16 protein-coding genes are annotated in these 17,549 nt (G+C 67.0%); 2 read left to right on the plus strand and 14 right to left on the minus strand.

Features of this window, described 5'->3' with window-relative positions; all coding sequences use genetic code 11:
* The first annotated feature begins 46 nt into the window (after nt 1-46).
* Nucleotides 47-625 carry a hypothetical protein gene (locus F466_RS0110870; RefSeq protein WP_018138620.1) on the plus strand — a complete coding sequence of 193 codons (579 nt, stop codon included), beginning with the start codon at nt 47-49 and terminating at the stop codon, nt 623-625.
* 49 nt (nt 626-674) lie between these two features.
* Here F466_RS0110870 and F466_RS0110875 read toward each other — a convergent pair whose 3' ends face one another.
* From F466_RS0110875 to rluD, 7 genes are all read right to left on the minus strand, one after another.
* Nucleotides 675-962 carry a hypothetical protein gene (locus tag F466_RS0110875; protein ID WP_017925760.1) on the minus strand — a complete coding sequence of 96 codons (288 nt, stop codon included), beginning with the start codon at nt 960-962 and terminating at the stop codon, nt 675-677.
* Between the two features lie 112 nt (nt 963-1,074).
* Entirely contained in the window at nt 1,075-2,751 is a 1,677-nt protein-coding gene (locus tag F466_RS0110880; protein WP_018994102.1) for a BCCT family transporter, read from the minus strand.
* A gap of 27 nt (nt 2,752-2,778) precedes the next feature.
* On the minus strand, nt 2,779-3,942 hold the full coding sequence (locus F466_RS0110885) for a putative zinc-binding metallopeptidase (RefSeq protein ID WP_018994103.1): 1,164 nt from the start codon (nt 3,940-3,942) through the stop codon (nt 2,779-2,781).
* 103 nt (nt 3,943-4,045) lie between these two features.
* Entirely contained in the window at nt 4,046-5,314 is a 1,269-nt protein-coding gene (locus F466_RS0110890) for a triacylglycerol lipase (RefSeq protein WP_018994104.1), read from the minus strand.
* 198 nt (nt 5,315-5,512) lie between these two features.
* Nucleotides 5,513-8,095 carry an ATP-dependent chaperone ClpB gene (gene clpB / locus F466_RS0110895; RefSeq protein WP_018138616.1) on the minus strand — a complete coding sequence of 861 codons (2,583 nt, stop codon included), beginning with the start codon at nt 8,093-8,095 and terminating at the stop codon, nt 5,513-5,515.
* Between the two features lie 108 nt (nt 8,096-8,203).
* Nucleotides 8,204-8,989 (minus strand): peptidoglycan editing factor PgeF, encoded by a 786-nt coding sequence (gene pgeF / locus F466_RS0110900; RefSeq protein WP_018994106.1) that lies wholly within the window; start codon nt 8,987-8,989, stop codon nt 8,204-8,206.
* On the minus strand, nt 8,979-9,938 hold the full coding sequence (rluD, locus tag F466_RS0110905; protein WP_018138614.1) for a 23S rRNA pseudouridine(1911/1915/1917) synthase RluD: 960 nt from the start codon (nt 9,936-9,938) through the stop codon (nt 8,979-8,981). The genes pgeF and rluD overlap by 11 nt, the downstream gene beginning before the upstream one ends.
* A 98-nt stretch (nt 9,939-10,036) precedes the next feature.
* Between rluD and F466_RS0110910 the strand changes: the two genes are divergently transcribed.
* The gene (locus F466_RS0110910) at nt 10,037-10,876 is read left to right on the plus strand and encodes an outer membrane protein assembly factor BamD (RefSeq protein WP_018138613.1); all 840 of its coding nucleotides are present in this window, start codon (nt 10,037-10,039) and stop codon (nt 10,874-10,876) included.
* A gap of 177 nt (nt 10,877-11,053) precedes the next feature.
* Here the strand turns inward: F466_RS0110910 and F466_RS0110915 are convergent, their stop codons facing one another.
* From F466_RS0110915 to panB, 7 genes are all read right to left on the minus strand, one after another.
* Nucleotides 11,054-11,392 (minus strand): P-II family nitrogen regulator, encoded by a 339-nt coding sequence (locus F466_RS0110915; RefSeq protein WP_012983402.1) that lies wholly within the window; start codon nt 11,390-11,392, stop codon nt 11,054-11,056.
* Between the two features lie 125 nt (nt 11,393-11,517).
* Nucleotides 11,518-13,212 carry an NAD+ synthase gene (locus tag F466_RS0110920; RefSeq protein WP_018994107.1) on the minus strand — a complete coding sequence of 565 codons (1,695 nt, stop codon included), beginning with the start codon at nt 13,210-13,212 and terminating at the stop codon, nt 11,518-11,520.
* Between the two features lie 9 nt (nt 13,213-13,221).
* Nucleotides 13,222-14,097, minus strand: coding sequence for a succinate--CoA ligase subunit alpha (gene sucD, locus F466_RS0110925; RefSeq protein WP_018175400.1), 876 nt, complete (start codon nt 14,095-14,097; stop codon nt 13,222-13,224).
* A complete protein-coding gene (gene sucC, locus F466_RS0110930; RefSeq protein WP_018138610.1) occupies nt 14,094-15,254 on the minus strand; it encodes an ADP-forming succinate--CoA ligase subunit beta in 1,161 nt (386 codons plus the stop codon). Before sucC ends, sucD begins: the two co-directional genes overlap by 4 nt.
* Before the next feature lie 81 nt (nt 15,255-15,335).
* On the minus strand, nt 15,336-15,716 hold the full coding sequence (panD, locus tag F466_RS0110935; protein ID WP_012983407.1) for an aspartate 1-decarboxylase: 381 nt from the start codon (nt 15,714-15,716) through the stop codon (nt 15,336-15,338).
* A gap of 92 nt (nt 15,717-15,808) precedes the next feature.
* The gene (gene panC, locus F466_RS0110940; RefSeq protein ID WP_018175399.1) at nt 15,809-16,690 is read right to left on the minus strand and encodes a pantoate--beta-alanine ligase; all 882 of its coding nucleotides are present in this window, start codon (nt 16,688-16,690) and stop codon (nt 15,809-15,811) included.
* 51 nt (nt 16,691-16,741) lie between these two features.
* On the minus strand, nt 16,742-17,536 hold the full coding sequence (panB, locus tag F466_RS0110945; RefSeq protein ID WP_012983409.1) for a 3-methyl-2-oxobutanoate hydroxymethyltransferase: 795 nt from the start codon (nt 17,534-17,536) through the stop codon (nt 16,742-16,744).
* Nucleotides 17,537-17,549 lie beyond the last annotated feature (13 nt).

Raw genomic sequence — 17,549 nt, forward strand, 5'->3', positions numbered from 1 at the left:
AGTTCGTTACCGTGCACGGACGATTGTCCACAGCTGGGAGGCACCCATGCGCAAGGCGTGGAAGGAACTGGATCTCGAGGGCGGCGGCCTGCAGGCGATCAACGCGAAACTCGCGGCCGAGATGCGCGCGCGCCCGCCCGCCTACGTCGCCTGGGTCCTGTTTCCGCTGGGACTGCACCGTTTCTATCTGCGCGAACCTTTGGGGGGCGCGGGCTACATTGGCCTGAGTGCGGCAATCCTGATCGTGGCCTGGCTAGTGGCTGGCTGGTGGTGGCTGATCCCGACGGGTGCCATGGTGGCCTGGGCGGCGTTTGATCTGATCTGGATCGACCGCCGCGTGACCGACTACAACAAGGAACTGCGCAAGCAGGTGTTCCTGCGCAAGGGCCACAAGCCGCCCCAGGATTATCGCGGCCGCTACACCAGCGACGAGGACGCCCAGCGCGAACTGACTGAATACCAGTCGATCAAGGAAGGCGAGCGCGCCGGGCACCCGGGCCCCGCCGGGGCGAATGAGCGCGATCGCGACGTGGGCGGCAAGCGGCGCATGCCAAGCTTCAACGAGCAGGAAGCCATGCTGCGCCAGATGCGCTCACGCAAGAAGGGCGAGGCCGAGGACGACTGAGCCCCAGCCTCCGGCTTCATGCCCCCACTCAGGCGGGCACAAACGGACTTTAGTTATCGCCCGGGCGCCAGACGCCACTGGCCTCCTGCGGCGGCGGGGCGGCCTGCTTGCGGCTCTCCATATCCACGAACACCGACTCGGTGAACTGCGAGAGCTGCTTCAGATACTCCTTGCGCTCGTTCACCGACTCCGGCATCTGCGCCACCAGAAAACCAGTGATCGCGCTCAGATACTGCACGGCCACGATGGGCTGCTGGGCCTTGGGATCGGTCTCGACCAGAACGTCCTGGATCTTCTGGATCAGGTCGCCGGACAGCTGCAGGGTATCGTCGCTCATGGTGCTCTCTCGGTTATCGAATGTGTGAACAGGCTAAGGCAAGGTCGCCGCGTCCAAAAGTGAACGCAAAGCCGGCGGGACTTTCCATCACGACCGGCGAATCGCCCGACCCTCACCACGGCCGCGGCGGTGGCCCCCGATCTTCCGGATTATCGTCGTCCGGACCGGATTCTGGGGCATCATCCTCGGTGTCATAGTCCTCGCTAACGCGATCCGCCGGCACCTGCCAGGGCTCGCTGGGCAGGATCGACCGCTCGCCCGGGCGCGGTGCCCAGCGCTCCTGCTCCAGCCCCCGGATCAGCCCCACGATCATCATCAGGATCACCAGCGAAAATGGCAGGGCCGCCAGGATCACTGCGCTTTGCAGGACCTCCAGCCCGCCCGCCAGCAGCAACACCGCAGTGATCAGGCCGATCAACGCACCCCAGATGGTCAGATGCCGCTTGCGGTGCTCTGTGGAACCGTGGGCCAGCAGGGTATTGATCACGACGATCCCGGCGTTGGCGGAGGTCAGCAGGTAGGTCGCAATCAGGATCGTGATCAGCCCGCCCCCGACCTTGGCCACCAGCCAGGGCTCCAGCGTATCCATGGTCGCGAAGGTGGCCATGGTCAGGTCTTCGGAGACCTTGTCGGCAATATCCGCGATCCCCTCGACCTCGGCATGCAGCGCGGTACCGCCCAGCATCGCCAGCCAGAAAAAGGTGATGACCGTAGGCACCAGCAGCACGCCCAGGACAAATTCGCGCAGCGTGCGCCCGCGCGAGATGCGCGCGATGAACAGCCCGACAAACGGCGCCCAGGCCAGCCACCAGCCCCAGTAGAACACCGTCCAGTCGGAATGCCAGGGGTCCGTCTGGTGGGCGTGGGTGTACAGCGAGAGCCCCAGCAGGTTCTGCAGGTAACTGCCGGAGGACTGCACGAACAGTGCCAGCAGATACTGGGTCGGCCCCCAGATCAGCAGCAGGCCCATCAGCGCCACGCTCAGCCACATATTGGCCTGGGAAATCCGCTGTACGCCGACCTGGACGCCGGTAATGACCGAAACGATCGCAATGACAGTGAGCAGGGCTGCCAGGAACAGCTGCCCGTTCTCGCCACCGGAAATCCCCAGGGTATGCACCAACCCGGTATCCAGCTGCTGAATACCCAGCCCCAGGGTAGTCGCGATCCCGAACACCGTGGCGAGGATGGCCAGCAGATCAACGATGTCGCCGGGCCAGCCGTGGCTGTATTTCCCGATCAGCGGATGCAGCGCGGAGCGCAGCGCCAGCGGCTGCCCCCGGCGAAAGCCGAAGTAGGCGAGGATCAGCGCCAGCAGCGCAAACACCGCCCAGGCATTCAGACCCCAGTGAAAATAGGTCAGCACCATCGACATGTCGGCGGCCTCGGCCGTCTCGCCGTTGTCCAGCAGGAACGGGTTGCCCCCGTAGTGACTGAGCGGCTCGGCCACCGCCCAGAACAGGAGGCCCACGCCCATGCCGGCGGCAAACAGCATGGCCAGCCACGAGACAGTGGTGAACTCCGGCACCTCGTCATCCCGCCCGAGACGGACGTCCTTGTAACGGCCGACCCCCAGCCAGATCACGATGGCCAGGAACACGGCCATCGCGACCACGTAGTACCACTCGAGGAAAGGCGTCAGAAAGGTGCGGGCGTCCGAGACCACCCGCTCGAGTTCATCCGTGCGGTAGATCGCAAACAGCGCGATCAGCACCACCAGCAGCAGCGCGATCGGGGCTACGCGCGGGTTCAGTCCCTTGAACGGTCCTCGGGTCGCGACGTTGTACATCCGCTTCCTCCCTGAAGTGTCCGGCCCTCAGACGCGATGCGTGTGCAGCAGTTCCCGCTCGCCTGCGGAACGGTTACCGGTACGAAAATCCTGGATGACCCGATGCACGAAGCCCAGCTTCGAGATCGCCTCCGGTGTCAAGACGAATGGATAGACATGGGCATGCCCCATACTGCGGTTCAGGCTGTTCAGGGCTGCGGCCAGCGGCAGCCAGTGCGCGACCAGGGCATCCGGATCGTCGGTGGCGTAGGCATCGAAATGCGATTGCCCGCCCTGCGGCCCAAGCCTCGCCGCCTCTCCAACACTGGGCGCGACATCCATGCCATAGGCCGCCGCCGTATCGAGGGCGTCGACGATATGCAGGTAATGCGCCCAGGTCTCGGCCCAGTCCTCCCAGGGATGGGAGCTTGCATAGGCGGACACGAAATGGTTCTGCCAGTCGCTGGGCGGCCCATCCTCGTAATGGCGGCGCAACGCCTCGTCGTAGTCGATGCGTTCATCGCCGAAGCGGCCACGGAAGTACTCGTGCCAGCGCGTCCCCCCGATCAGACGGTCCCAGTAGTAATGCGCCGATTCATGACGAAAGTGTCCGAGGATGGTGCGGTAGGGCTCGGCCATGGCCTCGCGCATGCTCTCGCGCACGGACGGGTCCGCCTCCGCGATGTTGAGTGTAATCACGCCGTTCGCATGCCCGGTTACCACGCCGCCGCCCTCGTGGAAATCAGGGTTCGGGTCGGCCAGAAAATCGAACGCCACGCCGGCGGAGTCCGTCTGCTTGGACACAACGGGTAACCCCAGGCGCAACAGGCTGTAGACCAGGCGCCGCTTTTCCGTCTCCATCCGTTCCCACAGGCGCGCATTGCCCGGCACGCTCAGATCGGGGATGGTGCGGTTCAGCCGGCACGCGCGGCAATAGCCCTCCGGGTCATCGTGGCGCACCATCCAGTTACAGACCGCGTCCACCGCGTAGTGGCGGCACTGGCGATAAAGCGGCCCATCGGGTTCGCCCGCGACACGCCACAGCCCGCCCGGGATCGGCTCCCCGGAGGAGAAAAGCGCATCCCCGGCCATCTCCAGCGCCGACAGCTCCAGGCGATCGGGCAGGAAGCCCAGCCGCCGTCCACAACCATTGCAGTAGGTATTGTCGAAATAAATGACACTACCGCAGCCTTCACACTCGAACAGCTGCATTACGACCTCCCGAAAAGCCGTGCCGCGGCGATTCGCGGCACGGCTTTCAGCCTACGCCAAAACCGCTGCATGCGTCGCGCACGTTCTGGCCCTCAAGGCCCACTCAGGGGTCTGGTTCGAGCAGCATTTGTACCCGCTTCAGCGCCAGCGGGTCTGTCAGAATCCCCGCATGCGTGGTGTTCACGCCGTAGATGCTGCTCGCCATTCCCTGTATCGGGGGGTACAGCATGGTCGACAGCGTGAGTACGCCATCCGTCCCTGCGCGTCCTCCGCTATCCGGACGGCGAAAGCTGAATAGCAGGTGCAGCTCCGTCTCCCCCGACAGTTCCGATTCGAACAGTCGGCGCTGATACTCGCTGCCGGGTGCCATGTCACGCCAAACCGGGATCACCACCGGCGAACGATCGACCCCCGACTGCGCGGCGGCATGCCCGTGCCAGGGCGTGGACAACGCAATCATGCGTGGGATCCGGGCCGGCGCCGCCCGCCGCTCGCGCTCATGCAGAAAGCCCTTCGCCACCAGCCCCCCCATGCTGTGCGCCACGACCGGCAGGGACTCCACGTCATAGCGCAGCTCCAGCTCTTCCAGGGTCTGCGCCAGGTGGGCCGCGATGGACTGCAGGGGCAACCCGGACGGGTAGTAGTACAACCAGGGTTGGTAACGCTCGCGATCGAGCTGGTGGATGAGTTCGGCGAACCCTCGCGGCGAGCCGTTCATACCGTGTACAAACAAAACCGGGATGCGGCCGGGATCGTAGGGTTCGAGAAAATAGACCCCGGCATAGCCGGCCAGCATGAAATCCAGCGGCCGCCACTGGCTCCCGCGCGCGACATCGTCGTCGAAACGCGGGTCATCCAGCGTAGTCACTTCCCCGAACGCCGTGACCCCACCGACGCTGAAGGGGCCGCCCTCCGGACCCCGCTCGCGCGCGGGCGACAACGCGATCGCATGTGCCGCGACCCCTTCGCCCCCGATCCGGATCTCCATATCGCCAAAACGCGTACCCGCAGGGCATTCCAGCACGCCACCCTCGTTTGCCAGGTACACCGGGGCACCCGCCTCGTGGCGCCCGTCACGCTCGGGGTCGGCAAAGGCCAGGACCTGGTAACGCCCCGGCGCCAGGCCAAAGAACCACTCGCCACCTCCAGCGCTCACCATGTGGTCCACCGGTTCCGGCACGGCACCCTCCTCCATCGGCGCGCGGAATACCGCGACCACATAAGGTCCCGGGACCTCGTCATCCGCCATCACGGTTCCGGCAATCGTGCAGGCCTGGCCCATCATCTGCATCTGTCCGCGCGCATCCCACAGCCCGCAGCCCGTCAGCCACCACGCCACCAGCACCAGTGCGGCAATCCTTGCTCCGTCCATGTCCGCCTTCCTGCCCGCCCGGATTAGTCCAACAAGCGGCTCGTGCATCTCGCCGCCCACCTGTCCCTCTCAGGATAGCGGCGCACACGCCAAATCGCCTGCTGTTAACCGCCGCTGTGGTACCCGCCCCTGCGCGCCCCAAACAAAAAAGGCCCGCGCGGGGCGGGCCTTGTCGGTTGCGGAAGAAAGCGGGCCGAATCAGGCGGCCGCTGCGGCGCGGGTGAAGGCCAGATGCTCGCCGGCCATGTCCACCTCGATGGTGTCGCCGGGGCCGAACTCGCCGGCCAGCAGCGACTGCGCCAGCGGGTTTTCCAGCTGGGTCTGGATCGCCCGCTTGAGCGGACGCGCCCCGTAGACCGGATCGAAGCCCGCGGCCCCCAGGTGGTCCAGCGCGGCGTCGGTGATGGTCAGCCCCAGGTCGCGCTCTTCCAGACGCTTGCGCAGGTACTGCAACTGGATGTCGGCGATCGCGCGGATCTGCTCGCGCTCCAGCGGATGGAACACCACCACGTCGTCCACACGGTTAATGAACTCGGGGCGGAAGTGCTGCCCGACGATCTCCATCACCGCGCCCTTCATCGCCGCGTAGTTCTCCTCGCCGGCCATCTCCTGGATCTGCTGCGAGCCCAGGTTGGAGGTCATCACGATCACCGTGTTGCGAAAGTCCACGGTGCGCCCGTGCCCGTCCGTCAGGCGGCCGTCATCCAGCACCTGCAGCAGCACGTTGAAGACATCCGGGTGCGCCTTCTCGACCTCGTCGAGCAGGATCACGGAGTACGGCTTGCGGCGCACGGCCTCGGTCAGGTAGCCGCCCTCCTCGTAGCCGACATAGCCCGGGGGCGCCCCGATCAGCCGCGCCACGGAGTGCTTCTCCATGAACTCGGACATGTCGATGCGCACCATCGCTTCTTCCGTGTCGAACAGGAAGCTGGCCAGCGCCTTGGTCAGCTCGGTCTTGCCCACGCCGGTCGGGCCGAGGAACAGGAACGAGCCGTTCGGGCGATTCGGGTCGGACAGGCCCGCCCGCGAGCGACGAATGGCATTGGCCACGGCATTGACCGCCTCGGACTGACCGACCACGCGGGCGCCGATCGCCTCCTCCATGCGCAGCAGCTTGTCCTTTTCCCCCTCCAGCATCTTGGAGACCGGGATGCCGGTCCAGCGTGATACGACCTCGGCGACCTCTTCGTCGGTCACCTTGGTGCGCAGCAGTTTGGTCTCCTGACTTTCCATCTCGTGGGCCATGGCCAGGGACTTCTCCAGGTCCGGGATCCGCCCGTACTGCAGCTCCGACATGCGCGAGAGATCCCCGGCGCGGCGGGCCGTCTCCAGCTCCATGCGGGCACGCTCGAGCTCTTCCTTCAGTTGCGCGGCACCGGAGACCGAGGCCTTCTCGGATTTCCACACCTCTTCCAGATCGGAGTACTCGCGCTCCAGGCGCTCGATCTCGCCCTCCAGGGTGTCGAGGCGCTTCTTCGAGGCGTCGTCGGATTCCTTCTTCAGCGCCTCGCGCTCGATCTTCAACTGGATCAGACGGCGCTCCAGGCGATCCATGGACTCCGGCTTGGAGTCGATCTCCATCTTGATGCGGCTGGCCGCCTCGTCGATCAGGTCGATCGCCTTGTCCGGCAGCTGGCGGTCGGTGATGTAGCGCTGCGAGAGCTGCGCGGCGGCGACGATCGCCGGGTCGGTGATCTCGATTCCGTGGTGGACCTCGTAGCGCTCTTTCAGTCCGCGCAGGATGGCGATGGTGTCTTCCTGGCTGGGTTCGTCGACCAGCACCTTCTGGAAGCGGCGCTCCAGCGCGGCGTCCTTTTCGATGTTCTGGCGGTATTCATCCAGCGTGGTCGCGCCGATGCAGTGCAGCTCACCACGCGCCAGCGCCGGCTTGAGCATGTTGCCTGCGTCCATCGCGCCCTCGGCCTTGCCGGCGCCTACAAGCGTATGGATCTCGTCGATGAACAGGATCACCCGGCCCTCTTCCTGCGACAGCTCCTTTAGCACGGACTTCAGCCGTTCCTCGAAGTCACCTCGGTACTTGGCCCCGGCCAGCAGCGCACCCAGGTCCAGCGCCAGTACGCGCTTGTCCTTGAGCCCCTCGGGCACCTCGCCGTTGATGATGCGCTGCGCCAGGCCCTCGACGATCGCGGTCTTGCCAACCCCCGGCTCGCCGATCAGCACCGGGTTGTTCTTGGTGCGGCGCTGCAGCACCTGGATCGAGCGGCGGATTTCCTCGTCACGCCCGATGACCGGATCCAGCTTGCCCTGCTCGGCACGCTCGGTCAGATCGGTGGTGTATTTCTCCAGCGCCTGACGGCTCTCCTCGGCATCCGGGTTGTCCACCTGGCTACCACCGCGAATGTCATGAATGGCCTTGTCCAGTGCGTCCTTGTTGGCGCCGGCATGGCGCAGCATCTCGCCCACGCCGCCCTTCTCGTCGACGGCGGCGAGCAGGAACAGCTCGCTGGAGATGTACTGGTCCTTGTTCTGCTGGGCCAGCTTGTCGCAGACATTCAGCAACCGGCCCAGGTCATTGGAGACATGGACCTCGCCGGCCGCGCCCTCGACGCGGGGCATGCGGTCCAGCGCCTCGCCCAGCGCCGAGCGCAGCTGGCGCACGTTGACGCCCGCGCGGTCGAGTACATGGCGCACGGTACCGCCATCCTGGTCCAGCAAGGCCAGCAGCAGGTGGGACGGTTCGATGAACTGGTGGTCGCGGCCAACGGCAAGTGACTGCGCATCGGCGATCGCGGACTGGAATTTGGTGGTCAGGCGATCCATTCGCATTGGGAAACCCCTCGGTCAAATCTGTATGAACTGACACGAACCATGGGGGCAATGCCCGTCGCTTCAAGGATAGCCACCGAATTTAGAACACGTGGCGCGCCGTCATTCCTCGTCCAGATGCCCGAGCCAGGCCAGCGTGCCCATGCGCCCGGTCTCGCCGTCCCGGCGGTAGGAGTAGAACCGCCCGACCTCCGAATAGGTGCAGCGCCCGCCGCCTGCCACCTGCACAACATCGACGCGCTCCAGCCGGTGCCGGGCCAGCGCGTAGATGTCCGCGTGGAAATGCCCGTTCGGGCCGGGACGGAAGGCGGGCGCGGCCTCGACATCGTGATCGAGGAAGGTATCACGCACCTCCGGCCCGACCTCGAAGGCCCCCGGGCCGATCGCCGCCCCCATCCAGGCGCGGATCTCCGCCTCGGGGCGAGTAATGCGCAGGGCCTCGACGGCCGCCTCGAGCACCCCGTCGGCCAGCCCGCGCCAGCCGGCATGGGCCACGGCCACCGCCTCGCCATCGTCGGTCGCCAGCACGACGGGCAGGCAGTCCGCCGTCTGCACCGCACAGACCACACCGGGCGCGTCGGTGAATACCGCATCGGCCTCGATCACCTCGCCCTGCTCCCACGCCTCCAGCAGGTCCTCGGCCCGGATGACGCGCGTGCCGTGGACCTGCCGCGGCCAGGCGACGGGCTCCGCGATCCCCAGGCTGTGTTCCAGGCGGTAGCGGTTCTCGGCGACATGTTCGGGGTCATCGCCGGTATGCAGGGCGAGATTCAGCGAGTACCAGGGGCCCGTGCTCACGCCCCCCTCCCGCGTGCTCTGTACCGCCCAGACGCCCGACGGGAGGTCGCCGAAGTCCGGTGCGAGCGTGGGGATCAATTCAGCGGTCATTCTCGGCCTCCCGGTCGGTACGCAGGGCGACGAGCAGCGCCTCGAAATCCTCGGGCACGGGTGCCTCGAAGGCGAGCACTTCGCCACTGTCAGGATGCTCGAATTCCAGTCGCGCCGCATGCAGGGCCTGACGGCGAAAGGCCGCGAGCGCCCCCTTCGCCGCCTCGCCCATGCCACGCACCGGGCGCGGGCGCCCTCCATAGGCGGGATCGCCCACGATCGGGTGCCGGATATGCGCCATGTGCACGCGGATCTGGTGGGTACGCCCGGTCTCAAGTCGCACATTCAGCAGGGTATGAGCCGGGAAACGCTCCGCTACCCGATAGTGGGTCACCGCCGGCTTGCCACCGCCCGTGACCGCCTGGCGCTTGCGATCCACCGGATGACGGCCGATTGGCTCTTCGATGGTGGCACCGCTGATCACGCGACCCTGCACCAGTGCCCGGTACTCGCGGTGGACCGTACGCTCCTGCAACTGGCGCACCAGCGCGGTCTGCGCCTGCGGCGTACGCGCAACCACCATCAGCCCGGTGGTGTCCTTGTCCAGCCGGTGCACCACCCCGGCGCGCGGCAGCTGCGAGAGGTTCGGGTCATGGTGCAGCAGGGCATTGACCAGGGTACCGGCACGATGCCCCGCCGCCGGGTGCACAACCAGCCCGGCCGGCTTGTTGATTACCAGTACGGCGGGGTCCTCATGGACGATATCCAGCGCAATGGGCTCTGGCTCGGCCTCCAGGACCGGGGCCTCCGGGGGCTCCAGCACGACATGCTCGCCGCCCTGCACCGGCGTGCGCGGTTTCGGCTGGCCACCGTTCACAGTCAAGGCCCCTTCCTTCAGCCACTGGGTCAGCTGGCTGCGCGAATACTCCGGGAACAGCCTAGCCAGCGCGGCATCCAGCCGCTGGCCGGCCTCTTCCTCGGGGAGTTCCGCAGATCGCGGTTCGTTCATTGGCGATACTCGTCTCGATTTTCCCGCACCCGCGAACGGCCAGGCACGGCATGATGTTGTAGAATCCGCGGACACCGCTTCATCTGCGAGGCCCCATCGTGATTTCTGCTCCAAACCTGCTGCGCCTGCTCGCCGTCCTGCTCCTGGCACTTGTGATTGCCGGCTGCGCCGGACGCGAGGACCCGACGCTGGGCTGGTCCGCCAGTCAGCTCTACGGCGAGGCGAAGAACGCCCTGAACGAGGGGAACTACGATCAGGCCGTCGAATACTACGAAATCCTCGAGGCTCGCTACCCGTTCGGCCGCTATGCCCAGCAGGCGCAGATCGAGATCCCGTACGCCTACTACAAGGCGCGCGAGCCGGAGGCCGCCATCGCCGCGGTGGACCGCTTCATCCAGCTCAATCCGCGCCACCCGAACCTGGATTATGCGTACTACCTGCGCGGGCTGATCAACTTCAACCGCCAGCAGGGCTTCCTCGCCAACCTGTTCCCGCGGGATCCGGCGGAGATGGACCCGGAACCCTTCGAGCAGGCCTTCCAGGATTTCGACCGTCTGATCCGCGAGTTCCCCGACAGCCGCTACGCGCAGGATTCCTACCTGCGGATGGTCTATATCCGCAATGCGCTGGCGGCCTACGAACTGCGCGTGGCCGAGTTCTATATGGAGCGCACCGCCTGGGTCGCGGGCGCCGAGCGCGCGCGTCACCTGCTGGCCACCTACCCCGGTGCCGAGGTCCAGCCACAGGCCCTGGGCGTGCTGTGGCGTGCCTATACCGAACTGGGGCTCGAGGACTACGCCGACGCGACGATGATGGTCCTGGAACTGAACTATCCCGACGCCGCCGTAGCCGTGCGCGCGGGCGAACCGATCGAGACCCGCGAGCAGCGCGGCGGCCTGTGGCGCGTGTTCGACCGCTTGCCGTTCTTCACGAACTGACCGGGGAGCATCCGCACTCCCCCGGCTTCACAATCAAACCGTCATTGCGAGGAGCCGAAGGCGACGCGGCAATCGGTTTCCTGAACCCGCAGGCCTGAATCCGGGGATTACCGGAGCCGGCCGATTGTCTCGTCGCTGCGCTCCTCGCAATGACGGGACAAAGCCCGAGGCCGAGGGTTACAGCGCCTCGCTACCCTCTTCGCCGGTACGGATACGCACCACGCGGGCCATGTCGGAGACAAAGATCTTGCCGTCCCCGATCTTGCCAGTGCGCGAGGCCTTCACGATCGCATCGATACAGGCGTCCACGCGGTCGTCATCCACCACCAGCTCCAGCTTTACCTTGGGCAGGAAGTCGACCACGTATTCCGCACCCCGGTAGAGCTCGGTATGGCCCTTCTGCCGGCCAAAGCCCTGGACCTCGGTCGCGGTCATGCCGGCAATGCCCATCTCGGTCAGGGCCTCGCGGACATCCTCCAGCTTGAACGGCTTGATGATCGCCTCGATCTTCTTCATGCGAATCCCTTTGGTTGTGCCCGCCGCGCGGGCGCTCGTCTTGCATCCGAAAGTGTACCAAACCGCCACCGCGGCGCCCGCGCCCCGGCTCAGCCGTTGCGTGGGCCACAGGCGCGTGAGGGCCCTCAGCCCGGGCGGTAGCCGGAGGTGATCGGGTAGCGCCGGTCACGGCCGAAGGCCCGTCGGCTGACGCGCACCCCGGGCGGGGCCTGGCGGCGCTTGTACTCGGCCAGGAAAACCAGCCGCGCGATGCGCTCCACGGTGGCCCGATCAAAGCCATCGGCCACGATCTCCTCCACCGAGCGCTCCTGTTCGACGAAGGCCTCCAGCACCGCATCCAGCACCTCGTAGGGGGGCAGCGAATCGGCATCCTTCTGATCGGGCGCCAGTTCGGCGCTGGGCGGACGCTCGATCACCCGCTCGGGGATCGCCGCGCCACGCGTATTGCGCCAGCGCGCCAGGCGGTACACCCACTGCTTGGAGACATCCTTGAGCGGGGCAAAGCCGCCGTTCATGTCGCCATACAGCGTGGAATAGCCGACGGCCATCTCCGACTTGTTGCCCGTCGCCAGCAGCAGCTTGCCGCTGCGGTTCGACAGTGCCATCAGCAGCACCCCGCGGGCGCGCGACTGCAGGTTCTCCTCGGTCACATCCCCCGCATGGGCGGGCATCGCGTCGAACGCCGGTGACAGGCCCTCGAGGAAGTCCTGCACCATCGGCTCAATCGCGATCTCGTGGTACTCGATACCCAGCAGCCGGGCCTGTGCCTCGGCATCCTCGATACTCATCGACGCGGTGTAGCGATACGGCATCATCACCGCCGTCACGGCGGCCGGACCCAGGGCGTCCACCGCCAGTGCAGCCGTCAGCCCCGAGTCGATGCCGCCGGACAGGCCCAGCAGCACGCCTGGAAACCCATTCTTGGCGACATAGTCGCGGATGCCGATCATCAGGGCCTGGTAGAGGTCGCGGGCATCCGCCTCGTCCGGCTCCGGGCCGGGGTCGGTCAGCGTCGGGCGGATGCCGCAGGCGGACAGGTGCATGGTCTCGGGACGGGGCTGCAGTTCGATCCCGGACGGTCCGCGCCGGCCCTGCACCAGGGCATACCCGGTCGCCCAGGCCGGCAGCACCGCGCGCGCGCCATGCGCGGCGTCGTGCACGAAGGAGCGGCCGTCGAACACCAGCTCGTCCTGACCGCCCACCTGGTTCACGTAGACCACCGGGCAGCCGGTCTCGGCGACCCGCGCGCCCACCACCTGCAGGCGCTCCTCGGCCTTGCCGCGATGATAGGGCGAGGCATTCAGGTTCAGGATCAGTTCGGCGCCGGCCGCCTGTGCGGCAGCGGCTGGCGCCGCCTGCCAGATGTCCTCGCAGACGGTCAGGCCGATCCGCCAGCCCGCCAGCTCAACCACGCAGGCCTGATCGCCCGCGACGAAATAGCGCTGTTCGTCGAATACCGAATAGTTGGGCAGGACCTGCTTGGCATAGCGCGCGATCTCGCGACCGTCGCGCAGCCACAGCGCGGCGTTCACCAGACCCTTCTCGGTGGTAACCGGCGCGCCGAGGATCACGTCGATGCCCGCTACCGAGCGTGTAATCGCGGCCAGGGACTGCTCCACCGCGCGCAGGAAGGCCGGGCGCAGCAGCAGGTCCTCCGGGGGGTAGCCGGTCAGGGCGAGTTCGGGGAAGACCACCGCGCGCGCACCGGCGGCGCGGGCCTGTTCGATCGCGTCCTCGATCAGGTGGCGGTTCGTATCCAGCCCGCCCACGATCGGGTTGATCTGGGCCAGGGCCAGCGGCAGGTCATCGGTGGACGCCATCGCGGCGTATCAGGCGCGATCGAGCGCGGACTGCATGGCCTGGCCGAGTTCGGCCGGGCTCTCGGCCACGCTCGCCCCGGCCGCGCGCAGGGCCGCCATCTTCTGTTCGGCCGTGCCCTGGCCGCCGGCGATAATCGCCCCGGCATGGCCCATGCGACGTCCGGGCGGCGCGGTGGCGCCCGCGATGTAGGCCGCCACCGGCTTGTCGAACTCGTTCTCGATATAGCGCGCGGCGCGTTCCTCGGCATCGCCGCCGATCTCGCCGACCAGCAGCACGCCGTCGGTCTCCGGGTCGTCGCGGAACAGGCGCAGGCAGTCGACGAAGTCGAGCCCCTGGATCGGGTCGCCACCGATGCCGATGCAGGTGCTCTGGCCCAGCCCCCGATCCGAGGTCTGCTTGACGGCCTCGTAGGTCAGGGTGCCGGAGCGCGAGATGATGCCGATGCGCCCGCGCTGGTGGATATAGCCGGGCATGATGCCGACCTTGCAGGCATCCGGGGTGATGATGCCGGGGCAGTTCGGGCCGATCAGACGGGTCGGACTGCCGGCCAGCACCTGCTTCACGCGGATCATGTCCTGCACCGGGATGCCCTCGGTGATGCACACGGCCAGCTCGATGCCGGCATCCGCCGCCTCGCAGATCGCATCGGCCGCGAACGGGGCCGGGACATAGATCATGCTGACGGTCGCACCCGTCTGCGCCACCGCATCGGCGACGGTATTGAACACCGGACGGTCCAGATGCGTCTGTCCGCCCTTGCCGGGCGTCACGCCCCCGACCAGACGGGTGCCGTAGGCGATCGCCTGCTCGGAGTGGAAGCTGCCCTGCTTGCCGGTAAAGCCCTGGCAGATCACCTTCGTATCGCGGTCGACGAGGATGCTCATGCCACGGCCTCCACCACGGTGCGCGCCGCGCGGTCGAGGTCCGCGGCCGGGATCACGTCCAGGCCGGAGCTGGCCAGCGCCTCGCGGCCCTGCTCGGCATTCGTGCCTTCCAGCCGCACCACCACCGGCACCTGGACCTGCACCTCGCGGATTGCAGCGATGATGCCCTCGGCGATCAGGTCGCAGCGCACGATGCCGCCAAAGATATTCACCAGCACCGCCTTCACCGAGGGGTCCGACAGGATCAGCTTGAACGCGGCCGTGACCCGCTCCACCGTCGTGCCGCCGCCGACATCCAGGAAGTTGGCCGGCTCGCCGCCGTGGTGCTTGATCAGGTCCATCGTGGCCATGGCCAGGCCCGCGCCGTTCACCATGCAGCCGATGGAGCCGTCCAGGCGGATGTAGTTGAGGTCGTGCTCGTGCGCCTGTTCCTCGGCCGGGTCGCGCTGGCGCGCGTCACGTTCGGCCATCAGTGCCTTCTGGCGGTAGGCGGCGGAGTCGTCCACGGTCAGCTTGGCGTCGATGGCCAGCAGCTGGTCGTCAGCGGTCAGCACCAGCGGGTTGATCTCCAGCAGCTGCGCATCCACCTGCTGGAACAGGGCATGGGCATTGGTCACCAGTTGGGCCATCGCCTTGGCCGGCTCGCCCGACAGCCCGAGGGCAAAGGCAACCCGCCGCCCGTGAAACGGCATCACGCCCGTGGCCGGGTGGATCGGCAGGGTGATCACCGCCTCGGGCCGTTCGGCGGCCAGGGTTTCGATGTCCATGCCGCCCTCGGCGGAGACCACCAGCGCCAGGCGCTCGCGGGCCCGGTCCACCAGCAGGGCGAAATAGAACTCGCGGGCGATGTCGGCGGCTGGCTCCAGCAGGAGCTGATCCACCGGCAGGCCCTCGGGGCCGCTCTGCCCGGTGACCAGACGCGAGCCCAGCAGCTTCTCCGCCGCCTCGCGCGCAGCCTCGGCGGAATCCGCCATCACCACGCCACCGGCCTTGCCGCGCCCGCCGGAATGCACCTGGGCCTTGACCAGCACACGCTCGCCGCCCAGTGCCTGCCAGGCCTCGGGAAGCTCGTCAGCGTGGGTGATCACCTGTCCGTCGGGAACGGGGATGCCGGCGTCGCGAAAGCGCGCCTTGGCCTGAAATTCGTGGAGATTCATGGGTGTGGAGGATAGCGGTGCGCCCATTTCCCTACAACTGCGGGCCCTACAACTGCGGGGGCGAACGCGAGGGGTGGTTTCTCAGGCGGCCTGCACCGGGATGCCGTGGCCGGTGCGCACGATCGCGTTGCGGGCGTCGAGATACACGAGGTTCGGGGTGAATTCCCGGGCCGCGGCGGCCTCCATCTGCGCGTAGGCGCAGATGATCACGCGATGCCCCACCGCCGCCTTGTGTGCGGCGGCGCCATTGACCGAGATGATGCCGGAGCCCGGCTCGCCCTCGATCGCGTAGGTGGTGAAGCGCTCGCCGTTGTCCACGTTGTAGATCTGGATCTGCTCGAACGGCAGGATGCCGGCGGCTTCCAGCAGCCGCGTATCGATGGCGCACGAGCCCTCGTACTCCAGCTCACAATGAGTGACCTGGGCCTTGTGCAGCTTGCCCTTGAGCATGGTGACGTGCATCGGCGATTTTCCCGGCGATAACCTCTGGGGGCGCAAAATTATCCGCGATTGTGCCAGGCGCGGCAAATGCCCCACCCCGAATCGGGCACGGATCAGTTCGTCGGGCGGGTGCGGACGTTGTCGATCAGACGGACTTCCGCCAGCCACGCGGCGGCCAGCACGACCAGGTCCTGATCGGCCAGCGCCACGCCATGCTCCGGCTCGGCCAGGTCCTGCGCGCGGCGGATGGACAGGTATTCGGGGTCGAAGCCGGCCTCGCGGAGACGATCGCAGGCACGCCCCTCGACCTCGGGGATGCGCTCGGCATCGAATACCGTCGCGCCCCGGCAGACCGTGGCCACTTCGTCCAGCACGCGCTTGAGCTCCGGCGCGATCACCCGCGCCTCTTCGGGCAACTGGTCGTTGCGCGAGCTGCAGGCCAGGCCATCCTTCTCGCGTACCGTCGGGATGGCCTCGACCCGTACCGGGATATCCAGCCCCTGCACCATGCGCTCGACCAGCTTGAACTGCTGGTAGTCCTTCTCGCCGAACAGCGCGATATCCGGCCGCACGAGATTGAACAGCTTGGTCACCACCGTGGCCACGCCATCGAAGTGCCCCGGGCGAAAAGCCCCCTCCAGCATCTCCGACAGTCCCGGGACGACCACCCGCACTGGAGGCATGCCGTCGTCCGGGTACATATCCTCCTCCGACGGGCAGAACACCGCGTCCACACCCGCCTCGGTCAGCAGGCGCGAGTCCTCCTCCAGGGTGCGCGGATAGCGCTCCAGGTCCTCGGGGCGGTCGAACTGCATCGGATTCACGAAAATCGAAACCACCACGCGCTGCGAACGCGCCCGGGCATGCCGGATCAGCGTCATATGCCCCTCGTGCAGGTGCCCCATCGTGGGGATCAGGGCAATGGTTCCGCGGCCCTTGCGGGCCCATTCTCGATGCATGGCCACCAACTGGGGCCGGTCACGCAGGATTCTCATGGGCCAGGGGTCTCTTGGGCCGGGGTCCTCATGGACGGAAAAAAGAAAGAACTAACGGTACGTGTGCACGCCGGATTCAGGGAACGTGCGCGCACGCACCGCCTCGCAATAGGCGCGAACTGCGCCCTCCAGCGAGCCACCGTCGCCCAGAAAGTCGCGGGCGAAACGCGGCGGCTCGGGCGTCAGACCAATCACGTCCTGGATCACCAGGACCTGGCCATCGCAGCGCGGGCTGGCGCCGATCCCGATCACCGGGATATCGGTCGCGCGCACGATCGCGTTCGCCAGCTCCTCCGGTACGCTTTCCAGGAGCAGGCCCTGGGCACCCGCCGCTTCCAGGCGTGCGGCCAGCGATTCCATCTCGGCGGCGGCGTGCGGGTCACGACCCTGTACACGATAGCCACCCATGCGATGCACCGCCTGCGGCGTCAGGCCCAGATGGGCACAAACGGGAATCCCGGCGGCCACCAGGCGCTCGACGATCGGCAGCTCGGCCAGACCGCACTCGACCTTGACCATGTGCGCACCGGCACGCAGCAAGGCCCCGGACTGCTGCAACGCGGTCGGTGCATCGGCGTCGCCAAGAAACGGCAAGTCCGCCATGATCATTGCGTTATGGGTCACACGAGCAACATTTGCGACGTGATAACACATGTCGTCAATTGTCACCGGCAGCGTGGTCGGGTGCCCCTGCACCACCATGCCGAGCGAATCCCCGACCAGGATGACGTCCACGCCACAGCGATCCAGTAGCGCGGCAAAGGACGCATCATACGCCGTCAGACAGGTAATCGGTTCGCCGGCCTGCTTGCGCCTGGCCAGCGTATTGACCGTGATCGGCCGCATCAGTCTGCCTCCC

Source organism: Thioalkalivibrio sp. ALgr1, assembly GCF_000378285.1.
Classification (GTDB): domain Bacteria; phylum Pseudomonadota; class Gammaproteobacteria; order Ectothiorhodospirales; family Ectothiorhodospiraceae; genus Thioalkalivibrio.

What these genes read in the sequence shown, in the direction of transcription:
- F466_RS0110870 (WP_018138620.1), top strand. Translation starts at nt 47, where the DNA reads ATGCGCAAGGCGTGGAAGGAACTGGATCTCGAGGGCGGCGGCCTGCAG.
- F466_RS0110875 (WP_017925760.1), bottom strand. Translation starts at nt 962, where the DNA reads ATGAGCGACGATACCCTGCAGCTGTCCGGCGACCTGATCCAGAAGATC.
- F466_RS0110880 (WP_018994102.1), bottom strand. Translation starts at nt 2,751, where the DNA reads ATGTACAACGTCGCGACCCGAGGACCGTTCAAGGGACTGAACCCGCGC.
- F466_RS0110885 (WP_018994103.1), bottom strand. Translation starts at nt 3,942, where the DNA reads ATGCAGCTGTTCGAGTGTGAAGGCTGCGGTAGTGTCATTTATTTCGAC.
- F466_RS0110890 (WP_018994104.1), bottom strand. Translation starts at nt 5,314, where the DNA reads ATGGACGGAGCAAGGATTGCCGCACTGGTGCTGGTGGCGTGGTGGCTG.
- clpB (WP_018138616.1), bottom strand. Translation starts at nt 8,095, where the DNA reads ATGGATCGCCTGACCACCAAATTCCAGTCCGCGATCGCCGATGCGCAG.
- pgeF (WP_018994106.1), bottom strand. Translation starts at nt 8,989, where the DNA reads ATGACCGCTGAATTGATCCCCACGCTCGCACCGGACTTCGGCGACCTC.
- rluD (WP_018138614.1), bottom strand. Translation starts at nt 9,938, where the DNA reads ATGAACGAACCGCGATCTGCGGAACTCCCCGAGGAAGAGGCCGGCCAG.
- F466_RS0110915 (WP_012983402.1), bottom strand. Translation starts at nt 11,392, where the DNA reads ATGAAGAAGATCGAGGCGATCATCAAGCCGTTCAAGCTGGAGGATGTC.
- F466_RS0110920 (WP_018994107.1), bottom strand. Translation starts at nt 13,212, where the DNA reads ATGGCGTCCACCGATGACCTGCCGCTGGCCCTGGCCCAGATCAACCCG.
- sucD (WP_018175400.1), bottom strand. Translation starts at nt 14,097, where the DNA reads ATGAGCATCCTCGTCGACCGCGATACGAAGGTGATCTGCCAGGGCTTT.
- sucC (WP_018138610.1), bottom strand. Translation starts at nt 15,254, where the DNA reads ATGAATCTCCACGAATTTCAGGCCAAGGCGCGCTTTCGCGACGCCGGC.
- panD (WP_012983407.1), bottom strand. Translation starts at nt 15,716, where the DNA reads ATGCACGTCACCATGCTCAAGGGCAAGCTGCACAAGGCCCAGGTCACT.
- panC (WP_018175399.1), bottom strand. Translation starts at nt 16,690, where the DNA reads ATGAGAATCCTGCGTGACCGGCCCCAGTTGGTGGCCATGCATCGAGAA.
- panB (WP_012983409.1), bottom strand. Translation starts at nt 17,536, where the DNA reads ATGCGGCCGATCACGGTCAATACGCTGGCCAGGCGCAAGCAGGCCGGC.